The following is a 19,776-nucleotide window of genomic DNA, read 5'->3' on the forward strand; positions in this document are numbered from 1 at the left end:
AAACGTAAGTTTTTTCTTTATATTATTAAAAATAGGCGCGAAGTTGTACGTTTCCGGTATGAATCGTTGTTCCTGTTTCTCCTTTACGGCCTTGATAGTTTAAATTAACATCTAAAAATGACGTTATATTTTTTTGAAGAAGTAATTTCCAAACTAAATTTTGCCCGGCTTGAAGTCCTTCCAGCATTTGATATCCTACTGATGAAAATTCGTTTCCGGTAAATTTATTCTCGTAAAAAGAAAACTCACCATTCAGTGTTACTTTTTTCTCGCCTGCAAATGAAAAAGAAGTTCCAAGTCTATTTTGAACTAAAGTTTCTAAATTGCCAATCTGGTTTTCTTTATTCTGAAATTCATAAAAGAAATCCAAACTCGTATTTTTCGAAAATAAATAACTGATTTTTGGTGCAATTTGATAACCTTTTAAGTCATAGTTTTTTTCAGCAAAATCCTCTGAAACTAAATCTGTTTTTATCGTTTTGGTGAAGAAGTTGAAAAGCCAAGTTTTTTGAAGCAAATGCGTGTACTGCAATTGATGCGAATTGTTGGTGACATTTTGCGATCCAATTGAAAGCAGATTTTTCCCTTTGTTGACCAAATACGAATAAGTTACCGAATGTTTCTGCTTTCCACGATTAAAAAACAAACTGTTTCTTAAGCTGGAATTTAATCCCAAAATATTTTCTTCTGAAGAATCAAACGGATTTAGTTCCAAACGTTCACCATTATTTTTCACTTTTCGATCCATAATAAAAGAAGTTTGGTTATAGAAGTAAGAAGCGAATTTCTTCAAACCGCTTTCATTCTGCCACTGCATCGGGTTCAAAATCAACGACTGTGAAAATTTATTCTGATTTGTTTTGATGTAAACTTGATTCGGCAAAAAGATTCTGATAAATCGTGCCTGATCTGAAAATTGTGCAATCTCGAATTCTTCCAATTCTTTAATTCCGTTGCCATTATAATCATTCCAAGTATAAACACCTTGGCCAGTTGGCACTTCAATATAAGTGAATTCCTGTTGCGCAATGGTTCCAGAACTGGTTTCATAGGCCGTTCCAACTTGCATTAATTGTGTAAAGAAACGATCGTTATATAAAATCCTCGAATTCAAAGAAGGTTCGTTGCCTCGATTCGGATCTGTAAAATTTAAGTTTCGATAACTCGCATAAACGGCCAGATTTGTTTTTTTATTCTGAATCAATTTTGACTTAAAATAATAAGTCTGCGAATTGTTGACATGTTGCAATAATCCGTTTTGTAAACTGTCATTTTTACGTTGAAGAAAACCGATTTCGACAAAAACTTTTGTACTATCTCCACGTCCAATAAAACCACCAAATTCTGAAAACCGTTGACTCAAGGCCGAAAACTGATTCGTCACTTTATCTTTTTCCTGATTATCTTCAAGTTGCATACTTGCGCCAATCCAGTTTTTCCCAAAATGATATTTCGTTCGCGTTTGATTTCGAATAAATTTTGAAACCGAAGCTGTTGCATCCGAATTCAAGAAACTTCCCTGATTTTCAAAAGTCCATTTCTTTATTTTAAAAAATGCCGTTGTCGTGTGACGCGTTCCCGCATAACTTTCGCTAAAATCTAATTTCTCAAATTGATACGTCAATAATCCAACATTTGAAGTTTTCTTCTTCGCAAATAAATCAAAATTAAAACCAGTTGCGAGCAGACTCTGATTTCCTAAAAGAGTTCCGTTTAAATTCCAATCGCGGTTAAATTCGATATTATACAAACGCTCAACCGACTTGAAATTTTCTTCGACAAACTGATAATTTACAAAAGCATCTAACGTCCAAGTCTTAGTAAAAAGTCGTTTTTTGATATTGGTTTTAAAGGCAATTCCTTCGTTGTTGCCATCATCAATATTCGAAAATAAATTTTTGTCGTTGTTGCTTACAGCAAGTTCAAAATCGGCAAGTGTTTTTTCATTCGGATTGTATTTTCCTAAAAAGGTTGCAACCTGCAATTTTATTGGCGGAACTAATTGTACAACGGGTTCGTAATTCCCTTGAAGAATTCCGTTTACAGGAGGCGCATATTCGTAAATTCTTTCGACCGAATTATTATTTTGAATAATATAATTTCCTGCATTATTGCCAACAAGACTGAATTTTACATTGTATAAGACATCGGCAGAATTGGTTGAATATTCATAAACTTCAACTGAATTGATCAATGTTTTTTTGTATAAAATTTTATTATCAGAATATGTATCTTCAAATGCAGACGGTGCTTTCATCAAATCTGGATTATCGCCAGCCTGACTTAAAACCTGAACTTGATCTTTAGAAAGATTTTGCTGTAAAGGCTGATTTTTTAAATCATTTTCAGAATAAACATAACCGCCAAAACTCCAGCTTTTTGTTTCATGCGTACCACCGGCATACGTTACAAGTCTGTTGTAATTTCGTTCAGAATATTGGTATTCAACATTGATACGCATTTCAGAAGTAATCGTGAAAAGAGAAGTAAAAACAATTTCACCAGCATTATAATCAATTACATAATCATTATTTTCACCACGTTTCAGCAAAACCCCATTTACATAAACACGCTCTGAACCGGAAATAACTAAAACATACAATTCACCATTTTGGCCTTTTAATTTATATGGACCTTGATTTCCTTCTTGACCAACAAAAGTACTTTTGGCATATTGGCCTTTTACAAAAGCAACTGAGGCAAAGACATTGGTTTTGCTTTTTCCAGTATCAAAATCAAAACTTGCCGAAAGTCCCTGAACTTTTTTGTTGAAATTTAGAAATTGCGTTTTTCGATTTTCCAGAAATACATCGCCGGCGCGAATGTTCCAATCATCGCTAAAAAGCTCCATAAAAATATTGTCAAACTGATCCAGCTTTTGTGAATAACCGCCATCCTGCAACGGAATATTATTGTCCTGAAGTGAGGCTCGCAAACTGACTTTGTCGGAGATTTTTCCCGTAATCTGTAAATCTAAATTTGAGTTTAAAACCGTATTTTGATTGTTCCCGACCGTAACGCCACGCGTAATGCTTCCGGAAGTATTTAAACCATCAAACGGAACAACTTTTTTAGTATTGGCATTGTCAATTTTATACAGTTTTTCAGTTCCAGCGTCGTTGCTGACTACTTGATCTGATTTGTAAAGACTATATTCTTTGGTAATAAAATCAGGATATTTTAAATAATTGACGATTAAAGTATCTGAAATCGAGGTGAATTTTTCGTTTAAAAGAAGTCTTCCTTTTTGAAAATCAATTTTATAAAAAGAAGAATCGATAACTTCATTTTTAGTATTTAAAAGCTGGAAATAACTTGGGTTTATGCTGAATTTTTCCAGATGAATGGTATCGCGCGTTGCGATTACTTTTTTTGTTTTATACGGAGATTCTGTTTCCTGAGCCTGAAGCGCAGAAAACCAAATGAAAACCGTTAAAAAAAGTAATTTTTTCAACATAAATACTTTAACTCTAAAAAGCCAAAAGTAGTATTTATAATTGGGAAATGTTTGGTTGGTTATTTTGTTTATAATGAGTTATTGATGAGTTCTGTAATTACAACTGCTTTTGCATTCATACATTTTTAAGAGTTTGGTTTTCTTCTATTTTGAGTCTGGTTTCATTTATAAACTCATTTACATTATCAATGTAGAATAATACCTTTTTTGAGTTTTTTGTTATTCCAAAAGGGAGTTTGAAATTTTGGTCGTTTTTTAATTCTAATGCAATATTGTGTGGCTCCATTTTACCTAATAATGCATATTTTACAAGTTCAGGACTTTTTTTATAATCGCCTTCAAATTTATTGATTGATAAAATCGAATGCATTGGAATTTCTGTAGTTTCAAAAAGACCATAACGAAGGACGATTTTTTGAGAAAGTACAAGATGTGTTCTGAAAAAAATAGCTTTGAGATGACCAATTAAATTGATTAACAGATAAACATGAAGTACAAGAAGCAAAATGGCTAAAGGTTTATTTCGGGAAATTAAAAGCGCATGAAAGCCAAACGCTTCAAAAACAGAAACAAGCATTAATCCAAAGTAAAGACCGCTAACACCGCTGTTGTGATATCCTGAAAAATCGTTTTTAGTCTTTTTATCACCTTGCCATTTTATAAAACAATAATAAAAGGAGCAAATTTCAAAGGCAATCATCTTTCCCAATTTTTGAAAACGCACTGACTTTTTTAAAGAGTCAGTGATGATTGAATGGGCATCTTGCTCAATGTTTTCTTTCTGTTTTGTTGCATTTTTAAAATCTCTTAAAAACAAAAATACTTTCCAAATTAAGAATAGTAAAAAAGCGATGTTTAAATATATTTTCAATTGAAACAATCTTTCGAAAAAATTATTTTCCATTGAAAATATATAGGGCGTTATTTTAAATATCGAATAAAAAACAAACCAAAAAGTGAGTTCTGTTTGTTTTTTTCTTGTGAGCAAATAGTATATAAAAGGAGCGACGATTAAAAATAGACCAGTTAAAAGCGATAAGAAATCAGAATTTTGTTTGATGGAATTATTTAAGCCCAAAAAGGCAATGACAATTTCTATTAAGATGAAAATAATTAATGAACTGTATTTTTTTAACATGGGGTTTTTCTAAATAAAAATGCAATCAAACAAGAATGTTTTACTTCAAGAGTAAATTTAGTCAATTTATTTAAGAATTTTTTGACTTAATAAAAAAGGCCTCGCAATTAAGCGAAGCCTTTCTAAAATATAGTTGAATTGAAATAATTACCTTTTATAAAGCAATATTAATTTAGCTCTTTAGTCACAATCTGCATTGTTTCGCGGCTTACTTGTTTCAATAAAACTTCTTTATCTTTTTCAACCGTTTCAGCAGCTTGTTCTGTAAAGTGGCGAATCGTGTAAAGTGTTACATTTTCGCTGTATTCTACTTTGAATTTTTTCGAAAGAATCGCATTCAATTCATTGAAATTCCCAAATTTATCTTCCACACAAACAGAGAAACTAATCGCCGAATTCTGAATTAAGTTTACTTTGATTTTAAATTCGTGGAATAGTCCAAAAATCTCACTGATGTTTTCTTCCATAATAAAAGAGAAATCAATTGATGAAAGCGAAATTAAAAGTTGTTCTCTTTTTACAATAAAACAAGGATATTGCGGTTCAAGATCAACCCCTTTAGAAACACAAGTTCCTTTTAATAAAGGATTGATGAATGATTTTACGTATAACGGAATCTCTTTTTTCTGTAACGGCTGTAATGTTTTTGGGTGAATAACCGTCGCTCCGTAAAACGCTAATTCGATTGCTTCACGATACGAAATTTGGTTTAACAAACTTGCATTTTCAAAATAACGCGGATCAGCATTCATAACTCCAGGAACGTCTTTCCAGATTGTTACGCTTTCGGCATTTAAGCAATAAGCAAAAATTCCAGCAGTATAATCTGAACCTTCACGGCCAAGAGTTGTTGTAAAATTGTTTTCGTCAGCACCTAAAAATCCTTGTGTGATATTTAAAATTTTGCGAGGTACATTTTTACTGATCAATTGTTGTGTCGCTTCCCAATCAACTTCGGCATCTCTATAAGTTGCGTCAGTTTTGATGAAGTTGCGAACATCAAGCCATTGCGTTTGAATTCCTCTGAAATTCATATAATGACTTAAAATATTGGTAGAAATTAATTCTCCAAAACTTACTACCTGATCATAAACGAAATTGTAATTTGGCGATTTGTTATGGGCCAAAAAATATTCTAATTCCTCAAATTGTGCATTTACAGCTCCGAAAACTTCATTATTTTCGTCGTCAAATAAATCCAATAGGATTTGATTGTGATATTTTTTTATTTCTTGTACTGAAGAATTTAACTCAGCCGATTTTTCAAAATAATTCTTGATAACCACTTCAAGAGCATTTGTTGTTTTTCCCATAGCCGAAACTACTAGAATTACATCTTCATAACCTACTTTTTGTAAAACGTCATAAACGTTTTTAATTCCATCTGCATCTTTTACCGATGCTCCACCAAATTTAAATACTCTCATTTTTAATTTATAGATTTTAATTTCAGATTTCAGATTCAAATCGAAACCTAGCATATTTTGTGTTTTTTGCCACTCCCGATAGTTATCGGGATAAAATGATTTAAACAGATTTTAAAATCATTTTAATCCTTATAATCTGTGGCAAACTATTTTTATAATTTTTCTAAGAACGAATTAACTCCCGCTTCATCCATTTGCACAACTTGCCAGTCTTCTAGAATTCTTGCGCCAGAATTCTTGTAAAAATTAACTGCCGGTGTATTCCATGCTAAAACATTCCATTCCACTCTTCGAACGTTGTCTTTTTTCCCTTGTTTCATGATTTCAGCATAAAGCGCCGATCCTAATCCAGTACCGCGCATTTTTTCTTTTACAATCAAATCTTCAAGATGTATTGTTTTTCCTTTCCAAGTCGAATAGCGGTAATAGTACAATGCAATTCCAACTATTTCTTTTCCGTTTTTGCTTTCTTCTGAATCACTTTCAATCTCTGCCACAAAAACCTGAAAAAGAGGTTTTTCTCCAAATCCGTCACGAACTAAATCTTCTTCTGTAATTACGACAGCTTCAGGTTCTTTTTCGAATATCGCCAGCTCCTGAATTAATCCTAAAACCGATTTCATGTCTTCGGGATTTCCTTTTCTAATATTCATTTATTCGTATTATTAAGTGTTTATTAGCTAAAAAAGCATTTATTTATAAGGTACTTTTTGCTATTAATTAGCAAATATACAATAGTAGCAAACTAACAAAATAATTTTTAAATCATTCTCACAAAATAAGCGATATTTGTGACTTTAAATTAAAACTATAACGATATAGCAATGGAAGAACGCAATAAAACACTGGGAGAGTTTATTATTGAGAACCAAAAAGCATTTCAGTATTCGTCGGGAGAACTTTCCCGGATTATCAACTCTATACGTTTGGCGGCAAAAGTCGTAAACTATAAAGTTAACCAAGCAGGATTAGTGGATATTATTGGCGCCGCCGGCGAACAAAATATTCAAGGAGAAGACCAGCAAAAATTAGATGTGTATGCCAACGAAGTATTTATCCAGACGTTAATAAACCGTGAGATTGTCTGTGGTATTGCTTCAGAAGAAAACGACGATTTTATAACTGTTCAGGGGAGCGACAACAGTCATAATAATAAGTACGTGATCTTAATGGATCCGCTTGACGGATCTTCAAACATTGATGTAAATGTTTCTGTAGGAACGATTTTTTCTGTTTTTAGAAGAATTACGCCAATAGGAACCCCGGTAACAAGTGAGGATTTTTTACAACCGGGAATCAATCAAGTGGCGGCAGGTTATGTAATTTATGGAACTTCGACAATGCTGGTTTATACCACCGGACATGGAGTAAATGGTTTTACACTGAATCCGGCAATTGGTACATTTTATCTTTCACATCCAAATATGAGATTTCCAGAAAACGGAAATATCTATTCGGTAAATGAAGGGAACTATGTTCATTTTCCGCAGGGAGTAAAGAATTACATTAAATATTGTCAGCGTGAAGAAGAGGACAGACCTTATACTTCGCGATATATAGGAAGTCTTGTAGCCGATTTTCATCGAAATATGATTAAAGGTGGTGTTTATATTTATCCGACAAGCTCAAAAGCGCCAAAAGGGAAATTACGTTTATTATATGAATGTAACCCAATGGCTTTTATTGCAGAACAAGCCGGAGGAAAAGCAACAGATGGTTTTGGAAGAATTATGGAAATCCAGCCGACTGAATTGCATCAAAGAGTTCCGTTTTTCTGCGGAAGCAAAAATATGGTAGAAAAAGCTGAGGAATTTATGGCTGCTGAATAAAAGTATTCAGTGATCAGTTTTTAGTATTCAGTCATAGTCACCTAACAGGTTTTAAAAATCTGTTAGGTTTTTTTGTTTCAGGTTTCAAGCTTGCTTTTGACAATAAACAGTAAACCCGACAAGTTTCTAAAAACTTGTCGGGTTTATTTTTAATTTCATTCGCAGTCAAGTTTCAGTATAAAACTGAACACTAAAAACTGATCACTGAATACTATTTATGCATATGTTGCATTTCGTAAATAAAAGTATCTCCGTCAACTTTTTGGTCTACTAAAGACAATGCTTTTGCAATAATATAATCTACGTTGCTTGGAGTAAATCCTAAAGCTACACTTATCTTTTTCAATAATACCTCTTGTTTGTCCTCAAGATGATGATCAACGTGTACCATTCTTGTTAAATCGTATAAACGCTCTAAACGCTGTACATATGAATAAGGTGGGTTAATAGGATATTTTAATGGATCGCTAAGAATTTCTTCGTATTCCGATTCTGTAATTTCTAAACGAGAAGCAAGTTTATCTAAAAAGGCTTTTTCTTCTGGGTATACAACTCCATCTGCTAATGCTACGCGAACAATAGCAGAAAAGTGGCCTTTATTTCTTTGCTTGAATTCGCTATCAAATAATTCTGAAAATGACATAATTAATAAGGTTTTTGTTAAACAAAGATAAAAGTTATTTTAATTCATAATTTTAAATTTCTCATAAAATTTAACTTATTTTTCTGCGTTGTTTTAGAGATGGACTTCATGAAATTTTCAAAATAAGTCGTAAGTTTACATCCCCTAATCATTTAATATTACAACCCCTATGTCAGAATTTTGGATTTATTTTCAGATAGGATTAAAACACGTTTTAGATATCAACGCCTACGATCACGTTCTTTTTTTAATCGCACTAACAGTTCCTTACGCTTTTAAAGACTGGAAACGCATTTTGCTTTTGGTTTCGGTTTTCACAATCGGTCATACAGTAGCATTAATACTTTCTGTTTTCGGAATAATTGCAGTAAAAGTAAATCTTGTTGAGTTTTTAATTCCAATAACAATTTTAATTACCGCTTTATATCATCTTTTTACAGCAGGAAAAGCAACTAAAAATGAAGGTGTAAATTTAGTTTTTATAGTTACGCTGTTTTTCGGACTTATACACGGACTTGGATTCTCAAATTATTTTAAAACAATTTTAGGAGGCACGGCAACGTCAAAATTACTACCTTTAGGAGAATTTGCGTTGGGGATCGAAGCAGCACAGTTAGTTGTGGTATTTATAGTTTTGATACTATCATATATAGTGCAAACAGTATTTCGTTTTTCAAAACGTGACTGGGCACTTGTAATGTCGGCTTTTATTGTTGGAGTTGTGATTCCGATGATTATCGAAAGCCCAATTTGGAACAGATAAAATAAATGGAGATAAAAAAATTAAACAAATACGATAAAGCTTATTTGAGAATTGCAAAAGAATGGAGTTTGCTTTCGTATTGCAAACGCAAACAAGTAGGAGCAATTATCGTAAAAGACCGAATGATAATTTCTGATGGCTACAATGGAACGCCATCTGGATTTGAAAATTGCTGCGAAGATGAAGACGGATTGACCCGATGGGATGTTCTTCATGCCGAAGCAAATGCAATTTTAAAAGTAGCGAGGTCAACACAGTCTTGCGAAGGCGCAACGTTATATATTACGCTTTCACCATGCAAAGAATGCAGTAAATTGATACATCAGTCTGGAATAAAAAGAGTGGTTTATCATAATGGATACAGAGATGATTCTGGGCTTCAATTTTTATTAAAAGCGGGTATCGAAGTTGAACATATTCCTGTTTTAGAAGAGTAATGAATTTTAATCCAAAATATTTGCCAATTGTTATCGGAGCTACTTTTGCTCTGGGAACCGTACTCGGAAGCGTAATGAATGCTCCCGCGGATGATCAGCTTTTGGCTAAAAATTACTCTAAAACCAAATTAAATAAACTGATCGATTTTATTAATAATGAATATGTCGACAGTATCAATACCGATTCAATTGTAAATCTTACAGTTGATAACATCTTGTCAAAATTAGATCCGCATTCCGTTTATATTCCGCCAAGCGAACAAGCCGAAGTTGCTGAAAGCATGAAAGGTGATTTTGTTGGAATCGGGATTAATTTTTACATGTATAAAGATTCTGTTGCAATCATAAAACCTATTGAAAACGGACCTTCTGCGAAAGCTGGACTAAAATCTGGTGATCGAATTTTATTTGCTGGAAAAACAAAATTATACGGACGAAAACTTCCTTCAGACAGTTTGTTTTCAAAACTAAAAGGCCTTCAAGGTTCTGAAATCGAATTGACGGTTTTTAGAAAATCGGAACAAAAGAAACTAAAATTTAAAATAAAAAGAGATATTATTCCGATTAAGAGTGTTGATGCTTCGTTGATGCTTGGAAATAATACAGGTTACATCAAAATCAATCGTTTTGCCGAAACGACTTACAATGAGTTTAAAACCGGTTTAGCGCGATTGAAACAAAGCGGTATTCAGTCGCTTGTAATTGATCTTCGTGATAATGGAGGCGGTTATATGGAAGAAGCTGTCGCAATTGCCGATGAATTTTTGAAAGACAAACAATTGATTGTTTTTACCAAAAATAAAAACGGCACAACCGAAAAAACATACGCAACAAAAGCGGGAAGTTTTGAAACCGGAAAAGTGTATGTTTTAATCAATGAAAACAGTGCTTCTGCCAGCGAAATCTTAGCTGGAGCAATTCAGGATAATGATCGCGGTACAATCGTTGGACGTCGTTCTTTTGGGAAAGGTCTTGTACAGCGCGAAATGGATTTCAATGACGGATCTGCAGTGAGATTAACCGTGGCGCGTTATTACACACCAACAGGAAGATCGATTCAGAAACCTTATAAAAAAGGAAATGAAGAATATTTTAAAGAATCAGAATCGAGAATAAAATCAGGTGAACTTTATGCAAAAGACAGCATAAAAGTGGCCGATTCTTTGAAATTTAAAACTCCAAAAGGCAAAATAGTCTACGGCGGTGGCGGAATTGTTCCTGATGTTTTTGTTCCGATGGAGGCAGAGCACGGAAATGAAAATGTTGCTTACTTGCTACAAACCGGAATTGTTGGTCATTTCGTTTTCGAAGAGTTAGATAAAAACCGAAAAGCGTTTGTTGGTCTTCATTTTAACGAGTTTTTAGAAGAAATGAAAAATTCAGATGCTTATTTCAAGAAGTTTAAAAACTACATTGCAATGACCGGTCTGGATTTAAAATTAGATAAAACCAAAGCATTGGTGAATCGTTATATCACAGCTGAATTTGCCCGACAATTGTTCGGCGAATTGTATTATTATAATGTGATTTTGAAAGAAGACGCCATGATCAAATCGGTTTTGAGTCCAAAGAAACAATCCTGAAACTTTTGAAATATGAAAACAGAAGCCGTTGTAAATGCTGAAATCGAACTTTTAACTGCAATTAAAAATGCTGATGTTTCCACTTTAGAAAAAATCCTTCACGACGATTTGCTTTTCAATTTACCTGACGGAAATACCATCACAAAAGCTTTTGATCTTGATTCCTATCGTTCTGGAAAAATGCAAGTCGAATCCCTAGAAGCTTCAGATCAAATTATTAATATAATTGATGATGTAGCTATCGTAACTGTAGCAGTTTCATTAAAAGGAACTTATGATAAAACTCCAATAAATGGAGTTTTGAAATATATCAGAGTTTGGAAACAATTTGATGAAAATTTAAAAGTTATTGCCGGAAGCTGTATTCCATTGGCATAAATCTTGAGAAGAAATTTAATAATAACATAAAATAAAACTTAGCGAACCAATCTTGGTTCTTAGTTTACTTTACCATTAAAATCAAAACATGAAAAATTTAAAAAGAATAAGCTTTCTTCTACTTGTAATGACTTTTGTAATCTCTTGCGCAGGTGCAAAAGACGCTTCTAGAACGGTTTCAGGAAAAGTCGAATCGATTGAAGGCGGTAAAGACGGCTACACAGCAAAAATCAACACAGCTCAAAAAGAAGTTTATTTTGCAACGATTAGTGTTGTAAATGTGGGTGGGCCGCAAAACTACAAACAGGTAAAAATTGGTGATCAAGTTTCAGTGAAAGGAGAATTCTGGAAAAGCGAAGATGAAAATCATATTAAAGTAACGCAGATTATCTCTGTAAAATAAAAATTGTTTAAACCATGTAAGTTATATAAGTAAATATAATTATGCGTAAAGCATTAAATGAACTTATATAACTTATATGGTTTAATATTTTTATCGAATGCTATCGTGGGAATGAGTCTGTACGCCGTTATTCCATAAAGTAAGAATATCTGTCGCAACAGCAGCACCGCTTCCTGCAGCAATAGCCAATTGGCTTCTCCAGCCAGCTAAAGTTCCAATTGCATAAATTCCGTCAGCAACTTTGTGATCTTCGTTTTTTAACTGAATTCGTTGTTTTTCTGGAAGTGCTTTTTTATGCGGTTCAACAAATTGCATCAAGCCCTCAATGTCAAAAGTATTGGCAGAACCAATTCCGACAACAATACTTTTTGTTTTATAGGAGTTTTTATTTGTAATTACAGTAAATTCAGGAAATTGTCCTTCAACTTTAATCACCTTTTCATTTGGGATTTGATTAATATGAGGATAATTTGTTGCTAAATCTTGTGTGCTTTCTGTAAGTAATTCAGAACCTAATTTTCCTGGCGTTATGCCATAAGCATTGTAGAAAATTGCTTCTTGAAGAGAAGAATTTTTTTGATGTGTAAAAATTCCGATTTTTTTATCGGTTGCAAAAGCTTTATTTTTAGCAGAGCCTAAAACAAGTGCACAAGATATTCCTGATACGCCTCCGCCAATAATTAGAACGTCAAACATTGTTATCTGCCGTTAGTTTTTTCTTCAATTCTTTTTGAAATTCTAAAAATCAAAAGAATCAATACGGCGCAGAAAGAAGCGGCGATTCCAATAAAAGCTACCATACTATCTCCTTGAAATGGATTTTTGAAGTCTAATAGCGTAATATTAAAAACAATTAAAGCTAATGCCAAAAGCACTAATATTGAAGTAAAAATTTTCATCTGGTTGTTTTTGTTTAAAATAATCAAAGTAAAACCTTAAAAACAGGGCTTAAAGTTTCATTTTTAGAAATTTTATGCGGTAAAAGTATAAAAATAAATGTTAGACGAACAAACCTTTAACATTAGCGGCGAATAATTTAACAGCAATCGCTAAAAGTATGACCCCAAATGTCTTGCGGACTACGCCAAGTCCGTTTTCGCCTAATAAAGTTTCAATTTTCTTAGATGATTTTAAAACTATGTAAACCAGTACGATATTCAATAAAATAGCAATAATAATGTTGATAGTATGAAACTGAGATCGAAGTGATAATAATGTTGTCATGGTTCCTGCGCCAGCAATCAGCGGAAACGCTAAAGGAACAATTGAAGCTGATCCTGGTTCTTCATCACGATAAATTCTAATTCCTAAAATCATTTCTAAAGCAAGAAAGAATAATACAAAAGATCCGGCAACGGCAAATGAATGTACATCGATTCCAATTAAATTCAATAATCCTTCTCCAACAAAAAGAAAAACGATCATAATCGTACCTGCGACTAAGGAAGCTTTTTCGGAGTCAATATGCCCAACTTTTGCTCGTAAATTGACAATAATCGGAATTGATCCTACAATATCAATTACTGCAAAAAGTACCATTCCAACCGTAATAATTTCTTTAAAGTCAATTTCAAGCATATCGTTCTGATTTTAAGCGATTAATAATTTGCTGCAAAAGTAGGTAATAAAGTTAGGTGATTTTTTGACAGATTGTATTTTTGTTATAAAAACACTGTTTGTATGTATAAAATGTGATATTTGTAACATTGTAGTGGTTAAATTATAGATTTGAAGAAAAAATGGCGGTTTGTTTTGGAACTTAATTTATTTCTCTGCTTGTCTATAGAAAGTTAAAAAATCAAACGTTAAAAAATATAACTTACTGAAAATCAATCGCTAAATTTGTTGTAACTTAAAAAGGAAGGTTATGAAAAAGATGATGTTTGTTATAGTTTTCTTGTGTTTATTGTTTTCGCCTAATAATTCACAAGCCCAAATCTGGCAACAAATTAAAAAAGCAGCGCAACAAAAAGGCCAAAATGGCAGCGGAACTGCTGATCAAAATGTAAATATGGAAAATGCCGTTTTAAGTTACGGTAAAAACAAAGTTGATCCCTCGGTTGTGCCAAATTCCTATAATTTTAGTTGGAAATATATAATGGAAATTAAAACCGATGAAGGAAAAGCAATGAATGCAAATTATTTATTAGAACCTAATGCGGCTTATTTCGGAATGAATATTTCGCAGGGACAAGGACAGGATATGTTCATGATCATGGATTCTAAAAACAGTATTACGGTAACTGCTTTTGGAAACGGCAAGGAAAAAATGGCATCAGCGTCAAAAATGGCTGATTATTCGGGCATGGCAAAAAAAGAAGGAGAGAAGTCTAAATTTACTTATAAGACGCTTCCAAACAAAACCTTTTTAGGCTACAACTGCAAAGGAATTCAGATGACGAATGATGAATATGATATTATTTGTTATTACACGAGTGAAGCAAAAGTGAGTTTTGGTGATATGTTTAAAAACCAAAAAGGCTGGAAAATGCCCGAAGGATTGTCGAGTTACTTTAAACCTGAAGATCGTACTTTATTAATGGATATGACCATGAAAGATTTAAAAAGCCGAAAAGTAACCACAATGAAATGCCTCAGTTTAGAAAAAAGCGCTTATACATTTAATAAATCCGACTATAAATTTATGTAGATAAAATGGTAACATTCTAAATAAGTTGGGTTTGCAAACATATATTGACGAGCGGTTTTTATTTCCTGAATCTTTAATTACCTTTGCAAAATGTTTCAACTAGGAAAAACCATCGTATCAGAGGATATACTCGAAAAAGAATTTGTTTGTAATTTATCAGCATGCAAAGGGGCTTGTTGCGTCGACGGAGATGCTGGCGCGCCTTTGAATGAATCTGAAACTAAAATCTTAGAAGAGATTTATCCGAAAGTAAAACCTTTTTTAAGAAAAGAAGGGATTGCTGCTATTGAAGCCCAGGGAACTTGGGTAAAAGGAACAGACGGTGATCTTGAAACGCCATTAATTGATGAGAAAGATTGCGCGTATGTTATTTTTGACGGAAAAACGGCACTTTGCGGTATCGAGCAAGCTTACAATCAAGGAATCGTAGACTGGAAAAAACCAGTTTCATGTCATTTATATCCAATCCGTGTGAAAGACTTTACGGAATTTGCCGCGGTCAATTACGATAAATGGGATATTTGCGATGATGCCTGTTCTTTAGGCAAAGAATTAGAAGTTCCGGTTTATAAATTTGTTAAAGAAGCCTTGATTCGCCGTTTTGGTGAAGATTGGTATTTGGAACTTGAAAAAGTTGCTGCCGAACTTAAGAACTCGTAAAAATCAAGTGTAGAAAAGACCCTATTGCGAGGGCGTGATTTAACTCAAAAAAATAAAGTTTTAGCTCAAAAAAAACTTTTAAAAACAATTTAAAATTTCTTGCTTTTTATTTCAAAAAGTCTATATTCTACGGGACTTCAAGATGCTATTTATGCTTTTAAAGTGTTCATTTGCAATAAATTAATTATTGTATGAAAATCATTTCAAATTTCACCCGTTGTTAAAAACTACAGCGAATTGTGAATAAGTTTGACTTTCATTTTTGGCAGTAATTGACAATCTTTGTAGTCTACTGAATTAGTAAAGTTTCAGTATAAAAATTAAACAAAAATTGTCATGTCACAAGTCGAACCAATATTACAAGAAAATAAAAATCGTTTCGTTATTTTTCCAATTAAACATCATGATATTTGGGAATGGTACAAAAAGATGGAAGCTAGTTTTTGGACTGCGGAAGAAATCGACTTGCACCAAGATTTGACAGACTGGAATAACAAATTAAATGACGATGAAAGATATTTCATCAAACATATTCTTGCATTCTTTGCTGCTTCTGACGGAATCGTAAACGAAAATCTTGCTGAGAACTTTGTAAACGAAGTTCAATATGCAGAAGCGAAGTTTTTCTATGGTTTTCAAATCATGATGGAAAACATTCACAGTGAAACGTATTCTTTATTGATTGATACTTACGTTAAAGACGAAGCTGAGAAAACAGAATTATTCAATGCTTTAGAAGTTTTCCCTGCAATTGCTAAAAAAGCAGAATGGGCTTTAAAATGGATCGAGTCTGATTCATTTGCTGAAAGACTTATTGCTTTTGCTGCTGTTGAAGGTATTTTCTTCTCTGGTGCTTTTTGTTCAATTTATTGGTTGAAAAAACGTGGTTTAATGCCAGGTTTGACTTTCTCTAATGAGTTGATTTCTCGTGACGAAGGCGTACATTGTGATTTTGCGGTTCATTTGCATAACCATCACTTGGTTAACAAAGTTCCAAAAGAGAGAATCAAAGAAATCATTGTTGATGCTCTTGATATCGAAAGACAATTTGTGACAGAATCTCTTCCGGTAAGTTTAATTGGTATGAACGCGACTTTAATGACGCAATACTTAGAATTTGTTGCCGACAGATTATTAGTAGAATTAGGTTGTGAGCGTGTGTATGGATCAGCGAATCCGTTTGATTTCATGGACATGATCTCTCTTCAAGGAAAAACTAATTTCTTTGAAAAACGTGTTGCCGAGTATCAAAAATCGGGTGTGATGAACACAGATAGTGATGCTCAGAAAATTTCATTTGACGCAGATTTTTAGAACAACAGTATTTTAATTTTGGCTGATTTTATCTAAGGCTTTAATTAATTATTTACAGAACATTTATTAGGTTGAATCTCTATCACCCAAATCGGAGATTTAATAGCAATTTTAACGGCTTTTCGGTTTGATATTCAAATTGGAAAAGGACAACTATTGAGAATCCTGTAATTCTCGAAAAATAATTTAAAAACACGCAATGTTTAAGTGCTAGAATTCGTTTTCTAGATGCTTTCATTTTTTCAATAACTATAAATAGTAAGCTTATGTATGTAGTAAAAAGAGATGGCCACAGAGAGCCCGTAATGTTTGATAAGATTACAGAAAGAATCAAAAAATTGTGTTACGGCTTGAATGAGCTCGTAGATCCGGTTAAGGTAGCGATGAGAGTTATCGAGGGATTGTATGATGGGGTTTCTACTTCTGAATTGGATAATCTTGCAGCAGAAACAGCGGCTTCTATGACTATTGCGCATCCAGATTATGCACAATTGGCAGCGCGTGTGGCAATTTCAAACCTACATTCAAATACTAAAAAATCGTTCTCTGAAACGATGAAAGATATGTATCACTACGTAAATCCAAGAAATGGTCAAGATGCGCCATTAATTGCTGATGACGTATTTAAAGTGATTCAGGAAAATGCTGCTTTTTTAGATTCTCATATCATTTATACAAGAGATTTTAATTACGATTATTTTGGCTTCAAAACTTTAGAGCGTTCTTATCTTCTTAAAATAAACGGAAAAATAGTTGAGCGTCCACAACACATGTTAATGCGTGTTTCTGTTGGTATTCACTTAGACGATTTAAAATCGGTTATTGAAACGTACGATTTAATGTCTAAAAAGTTCTTTACGCATGCAACGCCAACGTTGTTCAATGCTGGAACTCCAAAACCACAAATGTCTTCTTGTTTCCTTTTGGCAATGCAGGATGATAGTATTGATGGTATTTACGATACATTAAAACAAACAGCAAAAATCTCGCAATCAGCGGGAGGAATTGGTTTGTCAATTCATAATGTTCGTGCAACAGGATCTTATATTCGTGGTACAAACGGAACTTCAAACGGAATTGTTCCGATGTTGAGAGTATTCAATGATACTGCTCGTTACGTAGATCAAGGTGGTGGAAAACGTAAAGGAAGTTTTGCGATTTATATCGAAACTTGGCACGCTGATATTTTCGATTTCTTGGATTTGAAGAAAAATACAGGAAAAGAAGAAATGCGTGCGAGAGATTTATTCTTCGCCATGTGGACTTCAGATTTATTCATGAAACGCGTTCAGGAAGATTCAACTTGGACTTTAATGTGTCCAAACGAATGTCCTGGATTATATGATGTTTACGGAGATGAATTCGAAGCATTATATACGGATTACGAATTTAGAGGAAAAGGAAGAAAAACAATCCGTGCTCGTGAATTATGGGAGAAAATCCTAGAATCACAAATCGAGACTGGAACACCTTATATGTTGTACAAAGATGCAGCAAACCGTAAATCAAACCACAAGAATTTAGGAACAATTCGTTCTTCTAACTTGTGTACAGAGATTATGGAGTTTACTTCTAAAGATGAAATTGCAGTTTGTAACTTGGCTTCTATTTCGTTGCCAATGTTCATCGAAAACGGAAAATTTGATCACGAAGCGCTTTACAATGTTACAAAACGTGTAACTCGTAACTTGAACAAAGTAATCGATAGAAACTACTATCCAGTAAAAGAAGCTGAAAATTCAAACATGCGTCACCGTCCGGTTGGTTTAGGTGTGCAAGGTTTAGCTGATGCTTTTATCATGTTGCGTTTGCCGTTTACAAGTGATGAAGCAAAAGCGTTGAACCAAGAAATTTTCGAAACATTATACTTCGCAGCTGTAACCGCTTCTATGGAAATGGCAAAAGAAGAAGGGCCATATTCAACTTTCGAAGGTTCGCCAATGTCACAAGGAGAATTCCAACACAATATGTGGGGAATGAAAGATGAGGAATTATCAGGCCGTTGGGATTGGGCTTCATTAAGAAAAGAAGTTGTAGAGCACGGAGTTCGTAACTCATTGTTAGTTGCGCCGATGCCAACTGCATCGACTTCTCAAATTCTTGGAAACAACGAGGCTTTCGAGCCATATACATCAAACATTTACACACGTCGTGTATTGTCTGGAGAGTTCATTGTAGTAAACAAACATTTACTAGAAGACTTAGTAAAACTAGGTTTGTGGAACGAAGATTTGAAACAAGAAATTATGCGTCATAACGGATCTGTTCAAAATATTGATAAGATTCCGCAAGACTTAAAAGATCTTTATAAAACAGTTTGGGAAATGTCGATGAAAGATATTATCGATATGTCACGTCAAAGAGGATACTTTATTGACCAATCTCAATCGTTGAACTTGTTCATGCAAGATGCAAACTATTCTAAATTAACGTCAATGCACTTTTACGCTTGGCAGTCTGGTTTAAAAACAGGAATGTATTACCTAAGAACAAAAGCGGCTGTAGATGCGATTAAATTCACATTAAACAACGATAAAAAAGAAGAAACCGCTCCAGCTTTAGTTGCTGAAACTGAAGAAATCAGTGTTGAAGACTATAAAGCTATGTTGCTTAAAGCACAAGCTGCAGGTCCTGAGGATTGTGAAATGTGTGGGTCTTAATCTTTTTTAGAAGAAAGAAAATAGAACAAAGAAGAAAGATTTATTCTTAATTTATAGAAAAGCAGTTATTGTAATGATAACTGCTTTTTTTGGCTATATTTGTTTTTTATTAACAGTAAAAATACTACTTTTAAATTGTCTTTTATGAAACTTGAAATTGAAAATTACAATAAAATTGCCAAAGAATTGAAAGAAGAATATTCAAAATTATCTGATTTTGAAGTTTTGTCATTAGCGATTCAAATACAAAGAAACCAAATTTTAGAAAATGGATTAGTAGTTAGTTCGTCAGACAAACATCCAGTTGGTTTAGAAGCGATAGCGATCGCTTTAGGTTATGAAGGAAATAAATCAATTACTATTACTGATGTTTTGCGAAATATTGCAAATAGAGAGGAAGTTTAATTGTTTTAAATGTTTTTTGAATTAACAAG

19 protein-coding genes are annotated in these 19,776 nt (G+C 33.4%); 11 read left to right on the top strand and 8 right to left on the bottom strand.

What is annotated here, in order from left to right; genetic code table 11:
* Positions 1–25 precede the first annotated feature (25 nt).
* The 4 genes from RB619_RS12670 to RB619_RS12685 all read right to left on the bottom strand — a co-directional run bounded on the left by RB619_RS12670 (position 26) and on the right by RB619_RS12685 (position 6,675).
* Positions 26–3,457 carry a hypothetical protein gene (locus RB619_RS12670; RefSeq protein WP_308097963.1) on the bottom strand — a complete coding sequence of 1,144 codons (3,432 nt, stop codon included), beginning with the start codon at positions 3,455–3,457 and terminating at the stop codon, positions 26–28.
* A 115-nt stretch (positions 3,458–3,572) separates the two neighbouring features.
* Positions 3,573–4,157 (bottom strand): hypothetical protein, encoded by a 585-nt coding sequence (locus tag RB619_RS12675; RefSeq protein WP_308097964.1) that lies wholly within the window; start codon positions 4,155–4,157, stop codon positions 3,573–3,575.
* Between the two features lie 605 nt (positions 4,158–4,762).
* Positions 4,763–6,022 (bottom strand): aspartate kinase, encoded by a 1,260-nt coding sequence (locus RB619_RS12680; RefSeq protein WP_308097966.1) that lies wholly within the window; start codon positions 6,020–6,022, stop codon positions 4,763–4,765.
* A gap of 152 nt (positions 6,023–6,174) precedes the next feature.
* Positions 6,175–6,675, bottom strand: coding sequence for a GNAT family N-acetyltransferase (locus RB619_RS12685; protein WP_142451686.1), 501 nt, complete (start codon positions 6,673–6,675; stop codon positions 6,175–6,177).
* Positions 6,676–6,846: 171 nt separating this feature from the next.
* On the opposite strand from RB619_RS12685, the gene fbp reads away from it, so the two are divergent.
* The gene (gene fbp, locus RB619_RS12690; protein WP_308097969.1) at positions 6,847–7,851 is read left to right on the top strand and encodes a class 1 fructose-bisphosphatase; all 1,005 of its coding nucleotides are present in this window, start codon (positions 6,847–6,849) and stop codon (positions 7,849–7,851) included.
* 211 nt (positions 7,852–8,062) lie between these two features.
* Here the strand turns inward: fbp and RB619_RS12695 are convergent, their stop codons facing one another.
* On the bottom strand, positions 8,063–8,494 hold the full coding sequence (locus RB619_RS12695) for a TerB family tellurite resistance protein (protein WP_035653359.1): 432 nt from the start codon (positions 8,492–8,494) through the stop codon (positions 8,063–8,065).
* A gap of 169 nt (positions 8,495–8,663) precedes the next feature.
* Here RB619_RS12695 and RB619_RS12700 point away from each other — a divergent pair, with 169 nt between their 5' ends.
* The 5 genes from RB619_RS12700 (at position 8,664) to RB619_RS12720 (ending at position 12,058) form a co-directional block, all read left to right on the top strand.
* A complete protein-coding gene (locus tag RB619_RS12700) occupies positions 8,664–9,257 on the top strand; it encodes a HupE/UreJ family protein (protein WP_308097972.1) in 594 nt (197 codons plus the stop codon).
* 5 nt (positions 9,258–9,262) lie between these two features.
* Positions 9,263–9,694: a dCMP deaminase family protein gene (locus RB619_RS12705; protein WP_155103208.1), complete on the top strand. Its 432-nt coding sequence runs from the start codon at positions 9,263–9,265 to the stop codon at positions 9,692–9,694.
* Entirely contained in the window at positions 9,694–11,277 is a 1,584-nt protein-coding gene (locus RB619_RS12710) for a S41 family peptidase (protein WP_308097974.1), read from the top strand. The genes RB619_RS12705 and RB619_RS12710 overlap by 1 nt, the downstream gene beginning before the upstream one ends.
* A 12-nt stretch (positions 11,278–11,289) precedes the next feature.
* A complete protein-coding gene (locus RB619_RS12715; RefSeq protein ID WP_308097976.1) occupies positions 11,290–11,655 on the top strand; it encodes a nuclear transport factor 2 family protein in 366 nt (121 codons plus the stop codon).
* An 88-nt stretch (positions 11,656–11,743) separates the two neighbouring features.
* On the top strand, positions 11,744–12,058 hold the full coding sequence (locus RB619_RS12720; protein ID WP_308097977.1) for a hypothetical protein: 315 nt from the start codon (positions 11,744–11,746) through the stop codon (positions 12,056–12,058).
* A gap of 90 nt (positions 12,059–12,148) precedes the next feature.
* Here the strand turns inward: RB619_RS12720 and RB619_RS12725 are convergent, their stop codons facing one another.
* The 3 genes from RB619_RS12725 to RB619_RS12735 all read right to left on the bottom strand — a co-directional run bounded on the left by RB619_RS12725 (position 12,149) and on the right by RB619_RS12735 (position 13,636).
* Positions 12,149–12,754, bottom strand: coding sequence for an FAD-dependent oxidoreductase (locus tag RB619_RS12725; protein WP_308097979.1), 606 nt, complete (start codon positions 12,752–12,754; stop codon positions 12,149–12,151).
* Positions 12,755–12,756: 2 nt separating this feature from the next.
* Positions 12,757–12,957: a hypothetical protein gene (locus tag RB619_RS12730; protein ID WP_026728410.1), complete on the bottom strand. Its 201-nt coding sequence runs from the start codon at positions 12,955–12,957 to the stop codon at positions 12,757–12,759.
* Positions 12,958–13,057: 100 nt separating this feature from the next.
* Positions 13,058–13,636 carry a MarC family protein gene (locus RB619_RS12735; protein WP_308097983.1) on the bottom strand — a complete coding sequence of 193 codons (579 nt, stop codon included), beginning with the start codon at positions 13,634–13,636 and terminating at the stop codon, positions 13,058–13,060.
* Between the two features lie 289 nt (positions 13,637–13,925).
* Between RB619_RS12735 and RB619_RS12740 the strand changes: the two genes are divergently transcribed.
* The 5 genes from RB619_RS12740 to RB619_RS12760 all read left to right on the top strand — a co-directional run bounded on the left by RB619_RS12740 (position 13,926) and on the right by RB619_RS12760 (position 19,747).
* On the top strand, positions 13,926–14,708 hold the full coding sequence (locus tag RB619_RS12740) for a hypothetical protein (RefSeq protein ID WP_308097985.1): 783 nt from the start codon (positions 13,926–13,928) through the stop codon (positions 14,706–14,708).
* A 90-nt stretch (positions 14,709–14,798) separates the two neighbouring features.
* Positions 14,799–15,368, top strand: a complete 570-nt coding sequence (locus RB619_RS12745) for a DUF3109 family protein (protein WP_308097987.1) — start codon at positions 14,799–14,801, stop codon at positions 15,366–15,368.
* 336 nt (positions 15,369–15,704) lie between these two features.
* Positions 15,705–16,682: a ribonucleotide-diphosphate reductase subunit beta gene (locus RB619_RS12750; protein ID WP_142451695.1), complete on the top strand. Its 978-nt coding sequence runs from the start codon at positions 15,705–15,707 to the stop codon at positions 16,680–16,682.
* 266 nt (positions 16,683–16,948) lie between these two features.
* Entirely contained in the window at positions 16,949–19,342 is a 2,394-nt protein-coding gene (locus RB619_RS12755; protein WP_115887403.1) for a ribonucleoside-diphosphate reductase subunit alpha, read from the top strand.
* Between the two features lie 144 nt (positions 19,343–19,486).
* Positions 19,487–19,747: a histidine kinase gene (locus tag RB619_RS12760; RefSeq protein ID WP_308097991.1), complete on the top strand. Its 261-nt coding sequence runs from the start codon at positions 19,487–19,489 to the stop codon at positions 19,745–19,747.
* Positions 19,748–19,776 lie beyond the last annotated feature (29 nt).

This window comes from Flavobacterium sp. LHD-80 (genome assembly GCF_030929605.1).
Taxonomy (GTDB): Bacteria; Bacteroidota; Bacteroidia; order Flavobacteriales; family Flavobacteriaceae; genus Flavobacterium.

Excerpts from the sequence above, each read along its gene's own strand:
- RB619_RS12670 (WP_308097963.1), bottom strand. The coding sequence starts at position 3,457 with ATGTTGAAAAAATTACTTTTTTTAACGGTTTTCATTTGGTTTTCTGCG.
- RB619_RS12675 (WP_308097964.1), bottom strand. The coding sequence starts at position 4,157 with ATGATTGCCTTTGAAATTTGCTCCTTTTATTATTGTTTTATAAAATGG.
- RB619_RS12680 (WP_308097966.1), bottom strand. The coding sequence starts at position 6,022 with ATGAGAGTATTTAAATTTGGTGGAGCATCGGTAAAAGATGCAGATGGA.
- RB619_RS12685 (WP_142451686.1), bottom strand. The coding sequence starts at position 6,675 with ATGAATATTAGAAAAGGAAATCCCGAAGACATGAAATCGGTTTTAGGA.
- fbp (WP_308097969.1), top strand. The coding sequence starts at position 6,847 with ATGGAAGAACGCAATAAAACACTGGGAGAGTTTATTATTGAGAACCAA.
- RB619_RS12695 (WP_035653359.1), bottom strand. The coding sequence starts at position 8,494 with ATGTCATTTTCAGAATTATTTGATAGCGAATTCAAGCAAAGAAATAAA.
- RB619_RS12700 (WP_308097972.1), top strand. The coding sequence starts at position 8,664 with ATGTCAGAATTTTGGATTTATTTTCAGATAGGATTAAAACACGTTTTA.
- RB619_RS12705 (WP_155103208.1), top strand. The coding sequence starts at position 9,263 with ATGGAGATAAAAAAATTAAACAAATACGATAAAGCTTATTTGAGAATT.
- RB619_RS12710 (WP_308097974.1), top strand. The coding sequence starts at position 9,694 with ATGAATTTTAATCCAAAATATTTGCCAATTGTTATCGGAGCTACTTTT.
- RB619_RS12715 (WP_308097976.1), top strand. The coding sequence starts at position 11,290 with ATGAAAACAGAAGCCGTTGTAAATGCTGAAATCGAACTTTTAACTGCA.
- RB619_RS12720 (WP_308097977.1), top strand. The coding sequence starts at position 11,744 with ATGAAAAATTTAAAAAGAATAAGCTTTCTTCTACTTGTAATGACTTTT.
- RB619_RS12725 (WP_308097979.1), bottom strand. The coding sequence starts at position 12,754 with ATGTTTGACGTTCTAATTATTGGCGGAGGCGTATCAGGAATATCTTGT.
- RB619_RS12730 (WP_026728410.1), bottom strand. The coding sequence starts at position 12,957 with ATGAAAATTTTTACTTCAATATTAGTGCTTTTGGCATTAGCTTTAATT.
- RB619_RS12735 (WP_308097983.1), bottom strand. The coding sequence starts at position 13,636 with ATGCTTGAAATTGACTTTAAAGAAATTATTACGGTTGGAATGGTACTT.
- RB619_RS12740 (WP_308097985.1), top strand. The coding sequence starts at position 13,926 with ATGAAAAAGATGATGTTTGTTATAGTTTTCTTGTGTTTATTGTTTTCG.
- RB619_RS12745 (WP_308097987.1), top strand. The coding sequence starts at position 14,799 with ATGTTTCAACTAGGAAAAACCATCGTATCAGAGGATATACTCGAAAAA.
- RB619_RS12750 (WP_142451695.1), top strand. The coding sequence starts at position 15,705 with ATGTCACAAGTCGAACCAATATTACAAGAAAATAAAAATCGTTTCGTT.
- RB619_RS12755 (WP_115887403.1), top strand. The coding sequence starts at position 16,949 with ATGTATGTAGTAAAAAGAGATGGCCACAGAGAGCCCGTAATGTTTGAT.
- RB619_RS12760 (WP_308097991.1), top strand. The coding sequence starts at position 19,487 with ATGAAACTTGAAATTGAAAATTACAATAAAATTGCCAAAGAATTGAAA.